This window comes from Moritella sp. 36 (genome assembly GCF_018219415.1).
Lineage (GTDB): Bacteria > Pseudomonadota > Gammaproteobacteria > Enterobacterales > Moritellaceae > Moritella.
Genome location: NZ_CP056120.1, coordinates 990220 through 1007645 on the forward strand (window position 1 = coordinate 990220; position 17426 = coordinate 1007645).

General features: G+C 41.2%; 12 protein-coding genes and 1 tRNA gene. 6 read left to right on the forward strand and 7 right to left on the reverse strand.

Annotation, left to right across the window (positions count from 1 at the left end; all coding sequences use genetic code 11):
• Nucleotides 1-201: 201 nt before the first annotated feature.
• Nucleotides 202-3012 (forward strand): RHS repeat domain-containing protein, encoded by a 2811-nt coding sequence (locus tag HWV03_RS04550; protein WP_211678669.1) that lies wholly within the window; start codon nt 202-204, stop codon nt 3010-3012.
• Nucleotides 3013-3443: 431 nt separating this feature from the next.
• On the opposite strand, the gene HWV03_RS04555 is transcribed toward HWV03_RS04550, so the two are convergent.
• Both HWV03_RS04555 and pabB read right to left on the reverse strand, forming a co-directional pair.
• Nucleotides 3444-3518, reverse strand: a tRNA-Gly gene (locus tag HWV03_RS04555).
• A 319-nt stretch (nt 3519-3837) separates the two neighbouring features.
• Nucleotides 3838-5232 carry an aminodeoxychorismate synthase component I gene (pabB, locus tag HWV03_RS04560; RefSeq protein WP_211678671.1) on the reverse strand — a complete coding sequence of 465 codons (1395 nt, stop codon included), beginning with the start codon at nt 5230-5232 and terminating at the stop codon, nt 3838-3840.
• 296 nt (nt 5233-5528) lie between these two features.
• Here pabB and HWV03_RS04565 point away from each other — a divergent pair, with 296 nt between their 5' ends.
• The 3 genes from HWV03_RS04565 to HWV03_RS04575 all read left to right on the forward strand — a co-directional run bounded on the left by HWV03_RS04565 (nt 5529) and on the right by HWV03_RS04575 (nt 10364).
• The gene (locus HWV03_RS04565; RefSeq protein WP_211674268.1) at nt 5529-7037 is read left to right on the forward strand and encodes a fumarate hydratase; all 1509 of its coding nucleotides are present in this window, start codon (nt 5529-5531) and stop codon (nt 7035-7037) included.
• A gap of 305 nt (nt 7038-7342) precedes the next feature.
• Complete coding sequence (locus HWV03_RS04570) at nt 7343-7990, forward strand: TetR/AcrR family transcriptional regulator (protein WP_211678673.1); 648 nt, start codon at nt 7343-7345, stop codon at nt 7988-7990.
• An 85-nt stretch (nt 7991-8075) separates the two neighbouring features.
• Nucleotides 8076-10364 (forward strand): acyl-CoA dehydrogenase, encoded by a 2289-nt coding sequence (locus HWV03_RS04575; RefSeq protein WP_211678675.1) that lies wholly within the window; start codon nt 8076-8078, stop codon nt 10362-10364.
• 156 nt (nt 10365-10520) lie between these two features.
• Here the strand turns inward: HWV03_RS04575 and pyk are convergent, their stop codons facing one another.
• Nucleotides 10521-11957, reverse strand: a complete 1437-nt coding sequence (gene pyk, locus HWV03_RS04580; RefSeq protein ID WP_211678677.1) for a pyruvate kinase — start codon at nt 11955-11957, stop codon at nt 10521-10523.
• A 178-nt stretch (nt 11958-12135) separates the two neighbouring features.
• Nucleotides 12136-12984 carry a MurR/RpiR family transcriptional regulator gene (locus HWV03_RS04585; protein ID WP_045111479.1) on the reverse strand — a complete coding sequence of 283 codons (849 nt, stop codon included), beginning with the start codon at nt 12982-12984 and terminating at the stop codon, nt 12136-12138.
• Nucleotides 12985-13353: 369 nt separating this feature from the next.
• On the opposite strand from HWV03_RS04585, the gene HWV03_RS04590 reads away from it, so the two are divergent.
• Nucleotides 13354-14721 carry an L-serine ammonia-lyase gene (locus HWV03_RS04590; RefSeq protein ID WP_211678679.1) on the forward strand — a complete coding sequence of 456 codons (1368 nt, stop codon included), beginning with the start codon at nt 13354-13356 and terminating at the stop codon, nt 14719-14721.
• Nucleotides 14722-14747: 26 nt separating this feature from the next.
• Here the strand turns inward: HWV03_RS04590 and HWV03_RS04595 are convergent, their stop codons facing one another.
• The 3 genes from HWV03_RS04595 to flgA all read right to left on the reverse strand — a co-directional run bounded on the left by HWV03_RS04595 (nt 14748) and on the right by flgA (nt 16284).
• Nucleotides 14748-15176 carry a flagella synthesis protein FlgN gene (locus HWV03_RS04595; protein ID WP_211678681.1) on the reverse strand — a complete coding sequence of 143 codons (429 nt, stop codon included), beginning with the start codon at nt 15174-15176 and terminating at the stop codon, nt 14748-14750.
• Nucleotides 15177-15194: 18 nt separating this feature from the next.
• Nucleotides 15195-15509, reverse strand: a complete 315-nt coding sequence (gene flgM, locus HWV03_RS04600) for a flagellar biosynthesis anti-sigma factor FlgM (protein ID WP_211674273.1) — start codon at nt 15507-15509, stop codon at nt 15195-15197.
• Between the two features lie 73 nt (nt 15510-15582).
• Entirely contained in the window at nt 15583-16284 is a 702-nt protein-coding gene (gene flgA, locus HWV03_RS04605) for a flagellar basal body P-ring formation chaperone FlgA (RefSeq protein ID WP_211678683.1), read from the reverse strand.
• Nucleotides 16285-16449: 165 nt separating this feature from the next.
• On the opposite strand from flgA, the gene HWV03_RS04610 reads away from it, so the two are divergent.
• On the forward strand, nt 16450-17385 hold the full coding sequence (locus HWV03_RS04610) for a chemotaxis protein CheV (protein WP_211678684.1): 936 nt from the start codon (nt 16450-16452) through the stop codon (nt 17383-17385).
• Nucleotides 17386-17426 lie beyond the last annotated feature (41 nt).

The window sequence follows — 17426 nt, forward strand, 5'->3', positions numbered from 1 at the left end:
TAATGTGTCACTATTTTATATTTGGCGGACTTCTCCTTACCTCATGAGTTGTTCTCACGCGTCCGAGGATAGAATTGAAAAAATAAAAACACCATCCAATCCATAATAAAAAGGTATTAATAGATGATGAATGAAGACGACATCGGTCAGCTCTGCAAGGGCACACCGACCATTAGCGTACTGGATAACTGCGGCTTAACCGTGCGAGAAATTCAATTTAATCGCGCCAAGATAGGCGATGAGTTAGATACCCGGATTACCAGACACACTTATAATGCTGCCGGTCACCTGCACACCAGTATTGACCCGCGCTTCTTTAATCTCCTGCAGGAGCAAGGTGACACGGCGCCTGTTCAGGCTAACCTTACGTACAAAACAGGGCTAGCAGGTCAGCCACTGGGGGTTGACAGTATCGATGCTGGCTCTCGTATCACGCTTACTGATATTACAGGTGCTCCACATCTGGAATGGGATGGAAAAACCCTGCGCCGCTTTGAATATGATGAGGTCTTACACCGTCCTACAGCCATCACTGAACAAGTGAATGGTGAGACTGCGAAAATAACGGAACGTTTTGTCTATAACGACAGTATTGATGATGATACAGCTGGCAAGAACCTTATCGGTCAATTGGTGCGCCATTACGACAACGCCGGACTACAGGAAATTAACAGTACCAGTCTAACGGGTCAGCCATTATCAGAAACCAGACAGTTATTACCATCAGAAACGGCTGACAGTGACTGGCAAGGTGGCAATGACGCTGCATGGCAAATTTTACTCGCTAGTGATGATGGATACACTACAGCGTGGACCTATAATGCTTTGGGAATGTTGCTGACACAACAGGACGCTAAGGGCAACGTACAGCGTAGTGAGTATGATATTACAGGTAGTCTTACAGCCAGCTACTTAAAGCAGAATGGGAAAAACGAACAGTGTATTGTCTCTGGCTTCGAATACAACGCACGTGGTCAGAAGGTGAGAGAAGTCGCCGGTAATGGTGTTGTAACCGAATATAGCTATGATGAAAAAACATCACGTCTGAATGAGGTGAAAACGACGCGTGAGAATGATGCTTCACCACTACAGGATTTACGTTACAGTTATGACCCTGTCGGTAATATCTTAGCGATAGCAGACCAAGCGAGTGCGACTCGGTTCTATAAGAACCAAAAAGTGTCTGCAACCAATGCTTATGAATACGATGCCCTGTACCAACTTACTAAGGCTTCAGGCCGAGAAAATGCCACAGATAACGCGCAAAGCTCTTCACTACCGACACCGAATATCCCACTTCCTAGCGACAGTCACCAACTGCGTAACTACAGCCGTACCTATGGCTATGACCGCGGCGGTAATCTCGAACAAGTTCAGCATATTCCGAGCAGTGCCAAAGGTTATACCACAAAAATGGTTGTCTCTGAGCGTAGTAACCGAGTAATAAAGCAGAATATTCAACCAACCATCACCCGGGGTGATGTTGACGGTTACTTTGATGTTCATGGTAACCTCAAGCAGCTTGAGGGCAGTAAAAATTTAGTCTGGGGTCGACGAGACCAGTTAAAGCAAGTGGTCATTACAGGTCAGCAGCAGGAGCACTATCAATACACGGTGCAGGGGCAGCGTATTCGCAAGACCTTGAAACTGGATGACAAAAAGCAAGAGCAAGTTATTTACTTGCCAGGATTAGAGCTCCGCCGTAAATACAATACAGCGAAGTCAGTCGATACGGTGACGGAAGACTTGCATGTTTTGACACTGGGGCAGGCAGGGCGTGCGCAGGTAAGACTGCAACATTGGGAGGCAGGTAAGCCAGCTAATGAAAAAGATATTCCGAATAACCAGTTACGTTATAGTTTAGATAATCATTTGGGCAGCAGTAATCTTGAGTTGAATCAGGATGCGGAGATTATTAGCCAAGAAGAATACTACCCGTTTGGTGGCACAGCGGTGTGGTCAGCGAAAAGTGACGCTGAAGCCAAATACAAAACGGTTCGTTATTCGGGTCAAGAGCGCGACGCAACGGGACTGTATTACTACGGTTACCGTTATTATGCGTCATGGATGGGCCGTTGGTTAAACCCTGACCCGGCTTGGACGATAGATGGCTTAAACCTGTACCGCATGGTAAGGAATAATCCGGTTACATTGAGGGATGTGGATGGGAGAGCATCTGTGAACGGGGTTATGTATGCATCTTTCGCCTCGGAAGATATTATATCTCAAGCTATGGGGAGAAATTTGTCCCGAGATAAAAAGGGCAAGAAGTTGTACCCGCTGATAGCCGCCAATAACAAAGATAAGTCAGAAATTGAGGCATCTCGGCAGCAGAAAATAAGTTATTTTACTAAGAAAGGTAATCAGTTTCCTCAAGAAGTTCAGGACATGCAGGCCGCTAGTAAGATGAGTGTGGATCAAATTCGCAAAGCAATGGGGGCGGCGGACTACGATAAAGCAATTTTAGATGGTAAAAATTTTCTGCGTCAGGCCGATATATTCAAGCGCATGGAGATCCTCAGTAATGAGGGAGGAAAGGAATTGACTAAACTGAAGAACAAGAAGCATAAGTTGTACATTATAGGACATGGTGGACCGGGTCTGAATATGCTCGCGGCTGATGAAGATTGTAAGATTGGGATGATGGATGCATCTGGCCTAGCTGAACAACTGAGTAATGGTGGGCTCGATAAAAAATTCAGCGATATCCGTGCCGTCTCCTGCTACAGTGCAGATACTCGGGATCCAAAATCGTTCAAGTCCAAGGATTTGGCTGCTGCAGCCAAGCCTGATTACGATAGCAAGTCTCCATCCACGGTGACGGCGGAACCATTTGCGCAAAGTCTGAGTAATGCACTGAGTAAGGTGGGATTCGCTAATCCGAATGTTGCTGGTTATCATGGTGGTGGCGTAACAATGTCCTCAGAACATCACTATCGTAGATTGCCTGGTTCGCAGCAACAAGATATCCGTTCATCAAAGGCTCGGGAGCGATTCCCTGCAAGAAAATAGCATCTACTGAGGCATAATTGTCGCTTTTGGTATTTAATAAATATATGTAACAAACGGCGACAAATCAATTTATCTGTCACTGAGTTGATGAACTTGGCTTGAATTTATCGGGGTTAACTAACACAGGATTTATAGCCCTCAGTTGCTCTATTGCCCGCTTTTGAGCGGAACGTTTGGGGGCTTTTTACTGAGTGAACGTTTATCGGCTCTACGCGTCTTTGCGTGGAATAGTTAATTTTAGTAAACTTGTGTCACTTTCAATCATGACACAATTAAGGTATTTTCTATGTTCTAAGAACTCTTCCCCCTCATATCTTATTATTGATGGTGAGAGTCGCTGATAATTATTACTAGGCACGATCATCGTTATGTATGTTATTTAAGGTCTAAATAAGAAATTGGAGATTTAAGAATGACGAGCGCTTTAGAATTGGAGCGTGCAGCGGGAATCGAACCCGCATCATCAGCTTGGAAGGCTGAGGTAATAGCCATTATACGATGCACGCTAATTTTAATTATATTCTCATAAATATCATGGCATTGTCTAGTCCCCCATCGTTTTCTTAGTAACTGGAGAACAACAAATGCCCAATACATTCTTTTTTTTATACAGTATTTCGCTCAATTATATCAATTGCGACAAAAATTCTCTTATCACGCTGTAGGGCTAACTCCTTTGCTAATTACTCCGTCAGTTTCCTCGGTAATCACAAGACGTGAATTAAATACTTTATAACCCAGTGCTGGAGTGTTACTGCTATACGTTTTTATTAAACATTGAAAAACAATGATTTAATTGTTTCTCAATGCGTTACCATTAATCAGCTAAAGTATAGGTAATATTTTTGCTAATTTATCGAATGTTTCTTGATATTCCTCTTCGCCTACCGAGTCTGCGACAATACCACCGCCAGCCCAACAATATATCTCACCGCTATCACACAATAGAGTGCGGATAGTAATACTGGTATCCATATGCCCATGTGCCGATAAATAACCGATGCTACCGCAATACAATGAACGGCGATGGGGCTCTAACTCTTCAATAATTTGCATTGCTCTTATTTTTGGCGCGCCAGTGATTGAACCACCAGGGAAGCATGCACGTAATAATTCACTTGGTTGTTTGTCTGCGGGCATCTGACCGATGACCGTGCTTACTAAATGATGGACCGCGGGAAAACTCTCGACATCAAATAATTTAGGAACTCGAACCGAACCTGGTACCGCAATTTTACCAATATCATTACGTAATAAGTCGACAATCATTAAATTTTCAGCACGGTCCTTCTCTGCACTTTGCAATGCCAGTGCATTTGCATGATCAATGCTCGGGTCTTGACTGCGTGGACGGGTGCCTTTAATTGGTTTTGTCTCAATCTGCGTTTCTTTGACTTGAATAAAACGCTCTGGTGAAATAGACAATATCGCTTTATCTTCGAGGCGCATAAATGCTGAGAAGGGGGCTTTATTATGTTGACTTAAGGTGCAGTATGCTTGCCATTCATCGCCTTGATATTGATTGTTAAAGCGTTGGGCTAAATTAATTTGATAACAATCACCCGATCGTAGATATTGCTGGATTTGATCAAATTTTTGATGGTAAGCCTGCTCTGACATATTAGAGGACCAGCTGTTTTTTAATTCAAACGTTGTTGCAGTTGTTTTGGCTGATAATTGTTTACCTACACCTTGTTGCACTAACCAATCATAACGATCTTGCCAAGCCTGCTCAGCATTGTCACTAAATTGTATTTGCCATGCCTGTTGTTGCTTTATATCAACGACAATCGCCCAATCATATAAACCAACCGCCATATCTGGGAAGTTCAGATCGTCATTAGCAAGGTTGTCAATTTTCTCAATATTTCTGCCTAAGTCATAACCAAAATAACCCAGCGCACCGGCAATGAAAGGTAAATCAACATCCAGTCTATGCGGGGCTATGTCGCCAATAAGTTGCTGGTTTAGGGTTTGTAATACTGAAAATGAATCTTCGGTGGTGACGGTTTTACCACTGGCCTGATTAATGGTTGTTTGGGTACCTTCTGTGACGAGGGTAGCAATCGGATCCGCCACAATAATGTGGAAACGACTATCAATGTGATCGACAGAACCTGACTCGAGTAAAATTGACCAAGGGGCGGTACTTAGCGGGGAAAAAAGTGAGTGAATGCCATTGCTAGGAAAGGCGATTGGTTTTATTACAAGTGTTTTCATCGGTACAGCATATCCCTCAATTTTGATGCGCGCAGATTATCATAAATCGTCTGATTAATCTTGGCTCTAAGGTGATATAAACTGAATTCGGTGTTGCTATAAAGTTGTGTCGCTGTTGTTATTTCGTATAGATTAAGCATAGTTTTTAGTGGAGAGAAGTGATCAGCAAAGGTATGATAGAGGCAAAATTAGAACTAGATATCTTATTGCTAGCTATTTTGAGGCCGATCCATGGCTTTGAACATGATAAATATAATAATTAGTTAGCACTGTGAGTAAGCAAAAGGGAGTTGACCATGAGTACAGTTATCCGTAAAGCGGACTTTATCGACAGTATTGCAGATTCGCTACAATACATTTCATATTACCATCCGCTTGATTTTATCCAAGCAATGGAAAAAGCCTACAATGCAGAAGAAAGCCAAGCTGCTAAAGATGCGATTGCACAAATCCTCATTAATTCACGTATGTCTGCGGAAGGTAAGCGTCCAATTTGTCAAGACACTGGCATTGTGACTTGTTTCGTTAAAATCGGCATGAATGTGCAGTGGGAAACTGATCAAACAGTGCAAGAAATGGTTGATGAAGGGATTCGTCGTGGTTATGGATTTGAAGGTAATCCACTCCGCGCTTCAATTGTCGCAGATCCTGCTGGCGCACGTAAAAATACCAAAGATAATACACCAGGCGTAGTGCATGTCGAAATGGTACCTGGCGCGAAAGTTGAAGTAATGATCGCAGCGAAAGGCGGCGGTTCTGAAAATAAAAGTAAGATGGTGATGTTAAACCCGTCTGATGACGTTGCAGCTTGGGTTGAAAAAACTGTACCTACGATGGGCGCTGGTTGGTGTCCACCGGGTATGTTAGGTATAGGCATTGGTGGTACTGCTGAAAAAGCAGCAGTTATGGCTAAAGAATCATTAATGGAACCGGTTGATATCCACGAGTTGATGGCGCGAGGTGCGGAAACAACGGATGAAAAAATGCGTTTAGACATTTTTGACCGTGTAAATAAGCTAGGTATCGGCGCGCAAGGTTTAGGCGGAATGGCGACGGTATTGGATATTAAGATTAAATCTTGCCCAACTCATGCAGCATCAAAGCCTGTCGTTATGATCCCGAACTGTGCAGCGACACGCCATACTCACTTTATCCTTGATGGTTCAGGACCTGCAGAATTGCATGTACCGAAATTAGAAGATTGGCCTGAAGTGACTTGGGAAGTAAGTGATAGCGTTCGTCGTGTTAATGTTAATGATATTAAACCTGAGTCAGTACTCGAATGGAAAACCGGCGAAACGGTTCTATTATCAGGTAAGATTTTAACAGGTCGTGATGCGGCGCATAAACGTATTAAAGATATGTTAGATAAAGGTGAGGGCTTGCCAGAAGGGGTAGACTTTACTAACCGCTTTATCTATTACGTTGGTCCGGTTGACGCTGTGGGTGATGAAGTCGTCGGTCCTGCTGGTCCAACAACTGCAACACGTATGGATAAGTTTACCGATACTATGTTAGAACAGACGGGTTTATTAGGCATGATCGGTAAATCAGAACGTGGTCCTGCAACTGTTGAAAGTATCAAGAAGCATAAAGCCGTTTATTTGATGGCTGTTGGTGGCGCTGCATACCTGGTATCAAAAGCGATTAAGAAGTCACGTGTTGTCGCGTTTGAAGACTTAGGTATGGAAGCGATTTACGAATTTGATGTTGTTGATATGCCGATGACAGTTGCAGTGGATACCAATGGTGTATCTGCACATGTCGAAGGTCCAGCTATTTGGAAAATAAAACTTAATGAATAACACGAAAATAACGCATTAGTGTTTTAAAAATTGTTTGAATATGCATAAAGCGGCAACTTAGGTTGGCGCTTTATTCATTTTAACTGTGCTATTTTTAGGGAATAGAAGATAAATATCGGCGCTCGTGTTTATCTTTAAAACCCTTACTGTAGCTACCTATTAATGAGTATTTTTAATTTTGTATACGTAGAAAAATGCGAACTAGGACAAGTTCAATACATTTGTTTCAAACATTTGTTTACATTGTATTGACATTTAGTCCGTCAGAACGTAATTTTAAAACGTTCGTTTAAAAAGGGTTAATTATGGTTAGTAAGTTGGATACAAAAACTCGCATTCTCGATGCAGCCGAAAGTTTGTTCGCTGAACATGGGTTTTCAGATACTTCTTTACGCTTGATAACTACACGAGCAAGTGTGAATTTGGCATCGGTTAATTATCATTTTGGTTCTAAGAAAGAATTGATTCAGGCGGTTATCGCCCGACATCTCGAACTCTTCATGCCCCTACTGAATGAGAAGTTAACCGCCTTATGTGCACAAGCTGAAAAACCATCGTTGTTAGATGTGTTTAACTGTTTTGTTGATCCGCTATTAGCGTTAGAGCAACAAAGTAAAAATGGTACCGTGATTTTTATGCAGTTGCTTGGTCGAAGTTATACTGATGAGCAAGGGCATTTACGTTGGTATACCACAACGCATTACGGTGAAGTCTTAGCCAACATAACTAAGGCTTTATTGAAAGCGAACCCAGCGTTGTCATCGCAAGAGCTCTTTTGGCGATTACATTTTACCCTGGGTACAGCAGTATTTACGATGGGCTCAAGCGGCGCATTGATGGATATTGCGAAAGCAGATTTTAACCAAGATATTGATGTCGAGGGACTAATTCGTAAAGTGATCCCTTATTTGGCATCTGGAATGAACACCTCAACAGAAACTACAAGCATGTAGATGCAATTTAGCTATTTGGATGTTGTGAATTCAGATCCAAAGTTGTAAATACAGCATCAAAATAGTGAAACAAAAGGAAATCGTTATGAGCGCAATGAGTGAGTTTAGAAAGAATAATATCACAGCACCATTATTTAAAGTGTTTAAGAACATCTTGCCACCGCTTTCACAAACAGAGCAGGAAGCAATGGAATCTGGTAGTGTGTGGTGGGATGGTGATTTATTCGCAGGTAATCCTGATTGGAATAAAATGCTTAGCTACCCAACGCCTAAGTTAACTAAAGATGAGCAAAGCTTCATTGATAACGAACTTAAAACATTAATGTCGATGCTGGATGATTATAAAATCGTTCATGAAGATCGTGATTTACCAAAACCAGTTTGGGATTTCATTAAATCAAACGGCTTCTTTGCGCTTATCATTCCAAAAGAATACGGCGGTAAAGCATTCTCTTCTTACGCTAACTCAACGATTGTAACAACGATTGCTACACGTAGTTTATCTACGGCTGTAACAGTAATGGTTCCTAACTCATTAGGTCCGGGTGAATTACTTGCACATTACGGTACACAAGCAGAAAAAGATCGTTGGTTACCAGGTCTAGCAAATGGTACTGAAGTACCATGTTTCGCACTGACTGGTCCTGAAGCGGGCTCTGATGCTGGTGGTATTCCAGATATGGGGCGCGTAGTTAAAGAAGAATTTGAAGGTAAAGAAACGCTTGGTATCCGCGTATCGTGGAGTAAGCGTTATATTACGTTAGCACCTGTTGCAACTGTACTTGGCCTGGCATTTAAACTGCAAGATCCTGATGGTCTACTGGGTGACAACGTTGATATCGGTATTACATGTGCATTAATCCCAACGTCACACGAAGGTGTTGAAATTGGCGACCGTCACTACCCAATGGGTCTGGCGTTCATGAATGGTACCACTTATGGTGACGATGTATTCATTCCTATGGATTGGGTTATCGGTGGCGCACCAATGGTTGGTAAAGGCTGGCGTATGTTGGTTGAATGTCTATCTGCTGGTCGTGGTATTTCTTTACCCGCTCTAGGCAGTGCTTGTGGCCATTTAACTGCGCGTATGACGGGTGCTTATTCATATGTACGTAAACAGTTTGGTTTATCAATTGGTAAATTTGAAGGTGTGCAAGAGTCTCTGGCTCGTATTGGTGGCCTAACTTACCAACTTGAAGCAGCGCGTAAATTTACAACTGGTGCACTAGATCTTGGTCAAAGTCCTGCGATTGTTACGGCAATCTCTAAATACCACATGACTGAAATGGCGCGTACTGTTATTGATGATGCACTTGATATACAAGCAGGTAGCGGTATTCAGTGTGGTCCTAAGAACTATTTAGCCAGCGCTTATTGGGGTATTCCGGTAGCTATTACGGTTGAGGGTGCAAATATCCTTACGCGTAACCTAATGATCTTTGGTCAAGGTGCAACACGTTGTCACCCATATGTACTCGGTGAATTACAAGCGGCTGCCAATCCAAATGAAAAAGAAGCATTAGCGCAATTTGACGAATTATTGTTTAAGCATATTGCCTTTGGTACGAAAAATTTCTTTGGTGCATTAGGCCAAGGTCTGACTGGCGGCATGTTAAACTCTGCGCCTGTATCGGGTCCAACGAAGAAATACTACAAGCAACTTACGCGTATGAGTAAAGCATTAGCATTGTGTGCTGATGTATCTATGCTTGTGCTTGGTGGTGACTTGAAACGTCGTGAAATGATTTCTGCACGTTTAGGTGATGTACTAAGTAACTTGTACCTTGCATCTGCAACGTTGAAACATTTTGAAGAGCAAGGTCGTCAAGCTGAAGATTTACCTATGCTGTCTTGGGCTATCGAACGTAACTTGTTTGAAATTGGTAAAGCATTTTCTGGTTTCTTCCAAAACTTCGGTAACAAAGCGATTGCAAATACACTTAAAGTTGTGGTATTCCCATTCGGCATCAGCTACAAAATGCCTGCAGATGATATTGCAAAAGAAATTTGTGAAGTACTGCTTAAACCAAGCGAAGCGCGTGACCGTCTAACACACCTTTGTTATGTTGGTGACGAGAAAGATGCAAACACGGCAATGTTCGATATGGAAGCTGCGTTCCAAGCGATGTACAAAGTTCAGCCAATTGAGAAGAAAATCGCAATTGCTGCATCTAAAGGTACAATACCACGTAAGTTAGCTGTAAACGTTGCAGCGCCACTTGCTGTTGAAAAAGGTATCATTACACAAGTTGAAGCAGACGAATTACTTGCTGCTGATAAACTACGTTTTGCTGCGATTAACGTTGACTCATTCACTCCAGAAGAGTTTGCGGGAATTTCAAAAGTAATAAAAGACGATAAAGTAGCTTAAGTTTTAACTGAGCCACTCATGAAAAAAACCGAGACTGCTATCTTATAGTAGTCTCGGTTTTTTTATGTCTGTATTCTTTTCTACAAGGTTAAGCATTATTATAAAACGACGCTTAACCTTTTATTAGTGCTGGACTCATTGAGTACAGGAATACAGTTATTTTATTTTTAGGATTTTACTGGTGTTGGTTGAACCTACTGTATCCATTTTATCGCCTAATGTGAACAAGATAATATCACCAGGTTGCACCTGACCTGTTTCTTTAAGTACCGCGTAAGTACCTTCTATGATACGTTCCTGAGATAAGCCTTCCGTGTTAAATAGTAGTGGGGTTACACCACGGTAAAGGGCTGTCGCATTCAATGTTTTTTGATGTGGAGATAAGCAGAAGATCGGTAAGCCAGAGCTAATACGTGACATCAATAATGGCGTAGTACCTGACTCACTCAATGCAACAATAGCCTTTACACCTTTTAAGTGATTCGCCGCATACATCGTCGACATCGCAATGGTTTCTTCAACTGAATCGAATGTATACTCGATACGGTGGTTTGAGACATTCATACTTGGGTGTGTTTCTGCACCTAAACATACTTCAGCCATTGCTTTCACTGTTTCTACAGGGTAGTCACCGGCCGCTGTTTCTGCAGATAGCATGACCGCATCCGTACCATCAAGAACCGCATTTGCCACGTCCATCACTTCTGCACGCGTTGGCATTGGGCTATTGATCATTGATTCCATCATTTGTGTTGCGGTGATCACAACACGGTTATATTTACGTGATAAGTGGATCAGTGATTTTTGTACACCCACAAGTGCCGCATCACCAATTTCAACGCCTAGATCGCCACGTGCAACCATAATTGCGTCAGATGCTAGAATGATATCTATCATGCTTTCTTTTGTTGCTACAGTCTCTGCACGCTCAACTTTGGCGCAGATTTTCGCATTAGAGCCTGCAGCACGAACAAGTTCACGCGCATAATTGATATCATTGCCGTTACGCGGGAAAGAAACCGCAATAAAGTCGACGTCAATTTTAGCTGCGGTAAGGATATCAGCTTTATCTTTGTCAGTAAGCGCCTCAGCAGATAAACCACCACCTTGCTTGTTGATACCTTTGTTATTTGATAATGGGCCTGCTACCGTCACTTCTGTGTGGATCTGCTGACCTTTAATTTCGGTTACTTTTAATTGTACACGGCCATCGTCAAGTAGCAGTACATCACCCGCGAAAACATCATTTGCTAGCTCTGGATAATCGATACTAACGCATTCGTTATTACCCGCAGTTTTATCAAATGTTGCATCTAAGCAGAATTTATCACCTAGGTTTAAGTGAATTTTTCCATCTGTAAATTTAGATACGCGGATCTTAGGACCTTGTAAGTCACCTAAAATAGCCACGTGTTTATTGTGTTTTTTAGCAATTTCACGAACGTCTTCGGCACGCTTGATGTGGTCTTCGGCGTTACCGTGAGAAAAGTTCATACGTACCATATTAGCACCAGCAAGAATAATTTTTTCTAGATTATTATCGCGATCTGTTGCTGGACCTAAGGTGGTTACAATTTTAGTACGACGTAACATAATGACTCCATATGAATAATGAGATGATATTTTAAAGTATGTTATTTAAATACTGTCAGACAAAAGGTGATCTTAAATCGTATTAGTATGCAAAGGCTTGATTACCGTTTGGTGACAAAATAAGTAAAAAAGTGATAGGGGAAATAAAAATGGCCACATATCAGCGGCCATTTTTAGATTAATCTATTTTGTTAAAGCGTGAATCCTTGATTGCGGATTTTACTTTCTTTAAGTTCTCTCTGAACTTTTCACCGCGACGTAATGTGAAACCAGTCGCCAGTACATCAACCAGTACCAATTGCGCGACACGTGATGCCATAGGCATATATACGTCAGTATCTTCCATTACATCAAGTGAAATAACCAGATTCGAGTATTCTGCTAGTGGTGAGTCCTGTGCTGTGATACCAATCACGATTGCATCATTTTCACGTGCGAGTTTCGCCACATCAACCATACTTTTAGTACGGCCTGTATGTGAGAACAATACCACTACCGAGTCTTCAGTACTGTTAATTACACTCATGCGTTGCATCATAATGTCATCAAAACAAATGACGGGTACGTTGAAACGGAAGAATTTATTTTCAGCGTCACGGGCAACCGATGCAGAAGCACCTAAGCCAAAGAATGAAATTTGTTTCGATTGAATAAGTAGATCAACCGCTTTATTAATCACTTCTGGATCTAAGCTATTTTTTGCTGAGTCTAAGTGAGCGATAGTCGTTTCAAAGATCTTTTGCGTGTAAACCTCAGGGCCATCGTTTGCTTCTACGTTTCTGTTTACGTACGGGGTACCGTTAGCCAAACTTTGTGCTAAATGTAATTTAAAATCAGGGTAACCTTTGGTATCTAGACGACGGCAAAAACGGTTAACTGTCGGTTCACTTACATCTGCAACTTTGGCAAGTGTCGCAATACTTGAATGAATAGCTGATTGCGGAGATTCTAGAATAACATCAGCAACCTTTTTTTCAGATTTACTGAATATTTCTAAATTTTGGATTATTTTTTCGAGCATACTCATGATATTTCCCTGGCAAGCTCCGCAATGGGCGCATGATAAAGTAATGAAGGTAAATGCGAATCTATAGCAGCATTATAAGCCTTGATGGATATTTATTACGTGAATTATGTAAAAAATATGAAGTAAGTCGAACTATTATTACATTTTTTACTTATGTTTAGCATCGTTCCACAGATTTTTGTGACTTTATTATGGTTAAAGTAGCTTAAACAGCATAAACATCGTGATAATGACGAATTTACAAGCAAAATCTATGTAGGTTTATAACTAGTTATAGTCGTAATATGTTTTCAAAATAGTAATAAAATTGCACAAACAATCATGTGCTATACCTACAGTAAGTAATATTCATTAATCAGGGAGTATTTTATGATCAGTACCTTTGATATGTTTAGTATTGGTATTGGGCCATCGAGTTCACACACTGTAGGTCCTATGCGCGCAGCATTTGATTTCTTACAACAGCTTAAAGCACTCGATAATAGTGAATCTATTTTAGGTATTAACGCTGCACTCTTTGGTTCGTTAGGACAGACGGGGGCTGGTCATGGCAGTGATGTCGCGGTTATTTTGGGGTTAGCAGGTTATGAACCAGACAAGATCGATTCTGAGCTGGTGCCCGCAATATTAACGAAAATAGAAGCACAACAAGGCATTGACTTGAACGAGATTGGATTTGTGCCTTTTACGCGTGCTGAAAACATCATACTGCACCAGCGTAAAACCTTGTCTTATCACAGTAATGGGATGACGATAACAGCCTTAAGCCAAGATAATATTGTATTGAGTAAGACGTATTATTCAATTGGCGGTGGTTTTATTATCGACCATGATCACATCGAACAGCCATTGGAAGCGAATGCCAAGATACCGCCAAAATATAAATTTGATAGTGCTGATGAACTCCTCTCTATTTGTCGATTACACGGGTTATCTATTGCCAAGCTGATGTATGAAAATGAGCGCCAATTAAATCCCGATGATGTCATCAACAAAAAGCTATTACAGTTGCATAGCATCATGGTTGATTGTATCCATCGAGGTTGTCGTAAAGAAGGCATTTTACCCGGAGGTTTAAAGGTTCGCCGTCGTGCACCTGGGTTATACCAGCGATTACAGGCGCCAGATGCCAAAGATGATACGTTTCACGGCATGGACTTTGTTAATATGTATGCGATGGCCGTGAATGAAGAAAATGCGGCTGGTGGACGTGTTGTTACGGCGCCGACCAATGGTGCTGCCGGTATTATTCCTGCCGTGATGTATTTTTATGATCAGTTCGTTAGCCCATTAACAGAAGATAAAATAAAAACTTACCTATTAACCTGTGCCGCAATTGGGACTTTATATAAGAAAAATGCCTCTATTTCTGGCGCTGAAGTGGGGTGTCAGGGCGAGGTCGGTGTTGCTTGCTCTATGGCCGCTGCAGGCTTGACGGCAATAAGAGGCGGGACACTAGAGCAAGTTGAGCACGCTGCTGAAATAGGCATGGAACATAATTTGGGGCTAACTTGTGACCCGATAGCTGGTTTGGTTCAGATTCCTTGTATTGAACGTAATGCCATTGGTGCGGTGAAAGCGATTAATGCGTCACGTATGGCGCGTATGGGAGCTGGAGACCATAAGGTATCGCTTGATCAGGTGATTAAAACAATGAAAGCCACAGGGGATGATATGAAGAATAAATATAAAGAGACATCGAAAGGCGGTTTAGCAATTAATGTGACGGTTTGTTAACTCAAATATAACAGTAAGGCGCTGGATCAGGATTTGAATGTTAAACCTAGGGTCGAAGATGATCCGCGAGTACGGCCTAACTTATCATAGGTAATATTATTACGTGAGCGACTACGGATGATGGTATCAGTTAATCGTTTGCAATTACGCAGATTGAGTTCAATCAACTTACCGTTAACGTCATTCAATTCTTGGCATTGAGTGAGTTCTGTTTCAATTTGTTGTTTTTGAGATAAGTAGGTAGAGAGTAATTCTGCAACATCAGGGTGCTGGTTGATTTTGACATCGAGTTCGGCAATTTGGGTTATTTTTTCTTGCTTATCTTGACTGAGCTTTTCTAGTGCCGTGACGTCGCGTGACTCTAACGCTGATTTTTCAGCTGTCAGTAGAGCCAGTAATTGTTCTACATAAGATACCTGTAAAACGAGTAATTCGGGCAATGCTTTTATTGTCATCTCTGTTACGGTACTCGGTTATGCAAGTAAAGATTCGAAGTTAGACATATTCTTTGCTAATTTATTCGCATCAACTTGATAGCTACCATCAGCAATGGCCTTTTTCAAACTTTCGACTTTCGATGTGTTAACAGGTGTACCTTGAGCTAAATCATGTTCCATAGCGGTCAAACTTTTGGCTTGTGATGTAATATTAACAGAGTCGCCTTGTGCTATACGTTGCGGTGAAGTTTGAGCCGGATTACCATTTTGAACACTGGTTTTCTGCTGCGCACTTCTTGCTTGATCTAGCTGGAGACTACGGTTATTTAAATTGGTTAAATTTATGGCCATTTTTCTACCTATTGAATTGTAAACAGGTGTACTAAAAGATTATCGACTTATGACAATAAAACTTTAGCAAAATTTAATAGTTTATTTGGATAATACCTGCTGCTTGGACAATACCCGAAACAGTTCGTTTCGATTTACTATTACGCACCTTGATTTTTTCACCCAAAATACCGTTAGCCAATGCTACACCATCAGTTTTTACGGTTAGATTGCCCACTGAACTGGTAATTGTAACGCTTTCACCTTTACACACAAGACATATATCTCGTGTTGAGATCATTTGTTCAGCCGAGAGTGGTCTCTTTAAGCGTGCTCTATTAACAAAAGTCAAATCCGAAATATAACCTGAGCGTAATAATAAACGGTTCATATATTCTATTTTAGTATTGTTTTTCGTTAATCGGCTACCTTTTGATAAAGGTCGATTGCTAACCACCACGGGTACTAGTCGAATAATCTTTATTGGTACGTAGAGTTGCCAGCCATCAGCACGCTTGCAACGTATTCTTACTGTCGCGGAGCGTTGTAAGCTTTTATTACCAACTAACTCTGCAGACATATTACCTTCACACTGAGTTACTGTTATTCTGCGGTCAATTTTTGTTACTTCTATACTTACTCTTTCATTCTGAGAGCTAGGTAGTTGCGCTTTGATAAAAGATTCTGCAAACTCTTCAATAACATGATGTTGATCTGTTGTTGCGTTCGCAAGTGGTAAATAACTCACCAAACTAAAACAATAGAAAAACAACAATGAAAAAATATATTTAAGCATTTAGGTTTCTAAGCCGATATAAGATTAACGGTTACGTATAAAGTGATTTAAGAGCCAAACTTTTGACTGTTTTATACTGTAAACAACAAATATAAATGAATAATACAGTGGTAAGCAATATTTAAGCCATGTTGAAAATAAGCAACATTTACCTAAGGATGAATAATGGCAGGATTACTCGATACGGTCAATCAACGGACACAGTTGGTCGGACAAAACCGTCTAGAATTACTTATGTTCCGTTTAAACGGGCGTCAGCGTTTTGGTATCAATGTATTTAAAGTAAAAGAAGTATTACAATGTCCGCCATTAACGACTCTGCCTCAGCTTCATCGTGTAGTGCGTGGCGTTGCTCATATACGTGGAAAAACGATCTCTGTGATTGATTTAAGCTTAGCCACTGGTGGTCGTCCAATTGAGGATCTAAGTAAGGCATTCATCATTATTTCTGAATATAATCGTTCAGTACAGGGCTTTTTAGTCTCGAGCGTTGAACGTATTATCAACATTAACTGGGAAGCTATTTTACCCCCGCCAAAAGGTACTGGTCGATTTAGCTATTTAACGGCTGTGACAGAAGTTGATAAAGAACTTGTTGAAGTCTTAGATGTGGAGAAAATCCTGCATGAAGTGGCGCCGGTGAAAATGGAAGTTAGTGAAGGAATACTTGAAACGGCAACACAAATAGATACGAAAGAAATAGAGAAAGTGATTCTTGTTGTAGATGATTCAAGTGTTGCACGTAATCAGATTAAGAAAGCAGTCTCTGACCTTGGCTTTAAGATAGTATTAGCTAAAGATGGTCGAGACGGATTAAATAAACTTCGTGAAATGGCTGCCAATGGCCCAATTACCGACCAAATCGCGTTGATGATCTCAGATATTGAGATGCCAGAAATGGATGGTTATACACTCACTGCAGAAGTGAGAAATGATCAATCATTGAATGGTTTATATATTATTTTACATACGTCGTTAAGTGGTGTGTTTAATCAGGCGATGGTAACTAAAGTTGGCGCAAACGATTTTATCGCAAAATTTAATCCCGATGAACTTGCGGGTGCGGTTTTAAAAGCATTAAAAGCAGCAGACCCTAGCTAGGGAATAGTTGTATTGAATAAATGTATTTTCATATAGAAAGT

Bases quoted from the DNA above. Each gene is read 5' to 3' on its own strand.
- pabB (WP_211678671.1), bottom strand. From the start codon at position 5,232: ATGAAAACACTTGTAATAAAACCAATCGCCTTTCCTAGCAATGGCATT.
- HWV03_RS04565 (WP_211674268.1), top strand. From the start codon at position 5,529: ATGAGTACAGTTATCCGTAAAGCGGACTTTATCGACAGTATTGCAGAT.
- HWV03_RS04570 (WP_211678673.1), top strand. From the start codon at position 7,343: ATGGTTAGTAAGTTGGATACAAAAACTCGCATTCTCGATGCAGCCGAA.
- HWV03_RS04575 (WP_211678675.1), top strand. From the start codon at position 8,076: ATGAGCGCAATGAGTGAGTTTAGAAAGAATAATATCACAGCACCATTA.
- pyk (WP_211678677.1), bottom strand. From the start codon at position 11,957: ATGTTACGTCGTACTAAAATTGTAACCACCTTAGGTCCAGCAACAGAT.
- HWV03_RS04585 (WP_045111479.1), bottom strand. From the start codon at position 12,984: ATGAGTATGCTCGAAAAAATAATCCAAAATTTAGAAATATTCAGTAAA.
- HWV03_RS04590 (WP_211678679.1), top strand. From the start codon at position 13,354: ATGATCAGTACCTTTGATATGTTTAGTATTGGTATTGGGCCATCGAGT.
- HWV03_RS04595 (WP_211678681.1), bottom strand. From the start codon at position 15,176: ATGACAATAAAAGCATTGCCCGAATTACTCGTTTTACAGGTATCTTAT.
- flgM (WP_211674273.1), bottom strand. From the start codon at position 15,509: ATGGCCATAAATTTAACCAATTTAAATAACCGTAGTCTCCAGCTAGAT.
- flgA (WP_211678683.1), bottom strand. From the start codon at position 16,284: ATGCTTAAATATATTTTTTCATTGTTGTTTTTCTATTGTTTTAGTTTG.
- HWV03_RS04610 (WP_211678684.1), top strand. From the start codon at position 16,450: ATGGCAGGATTACTCGATACGGTCAATCAACGGACACAGTTGGTCGGA.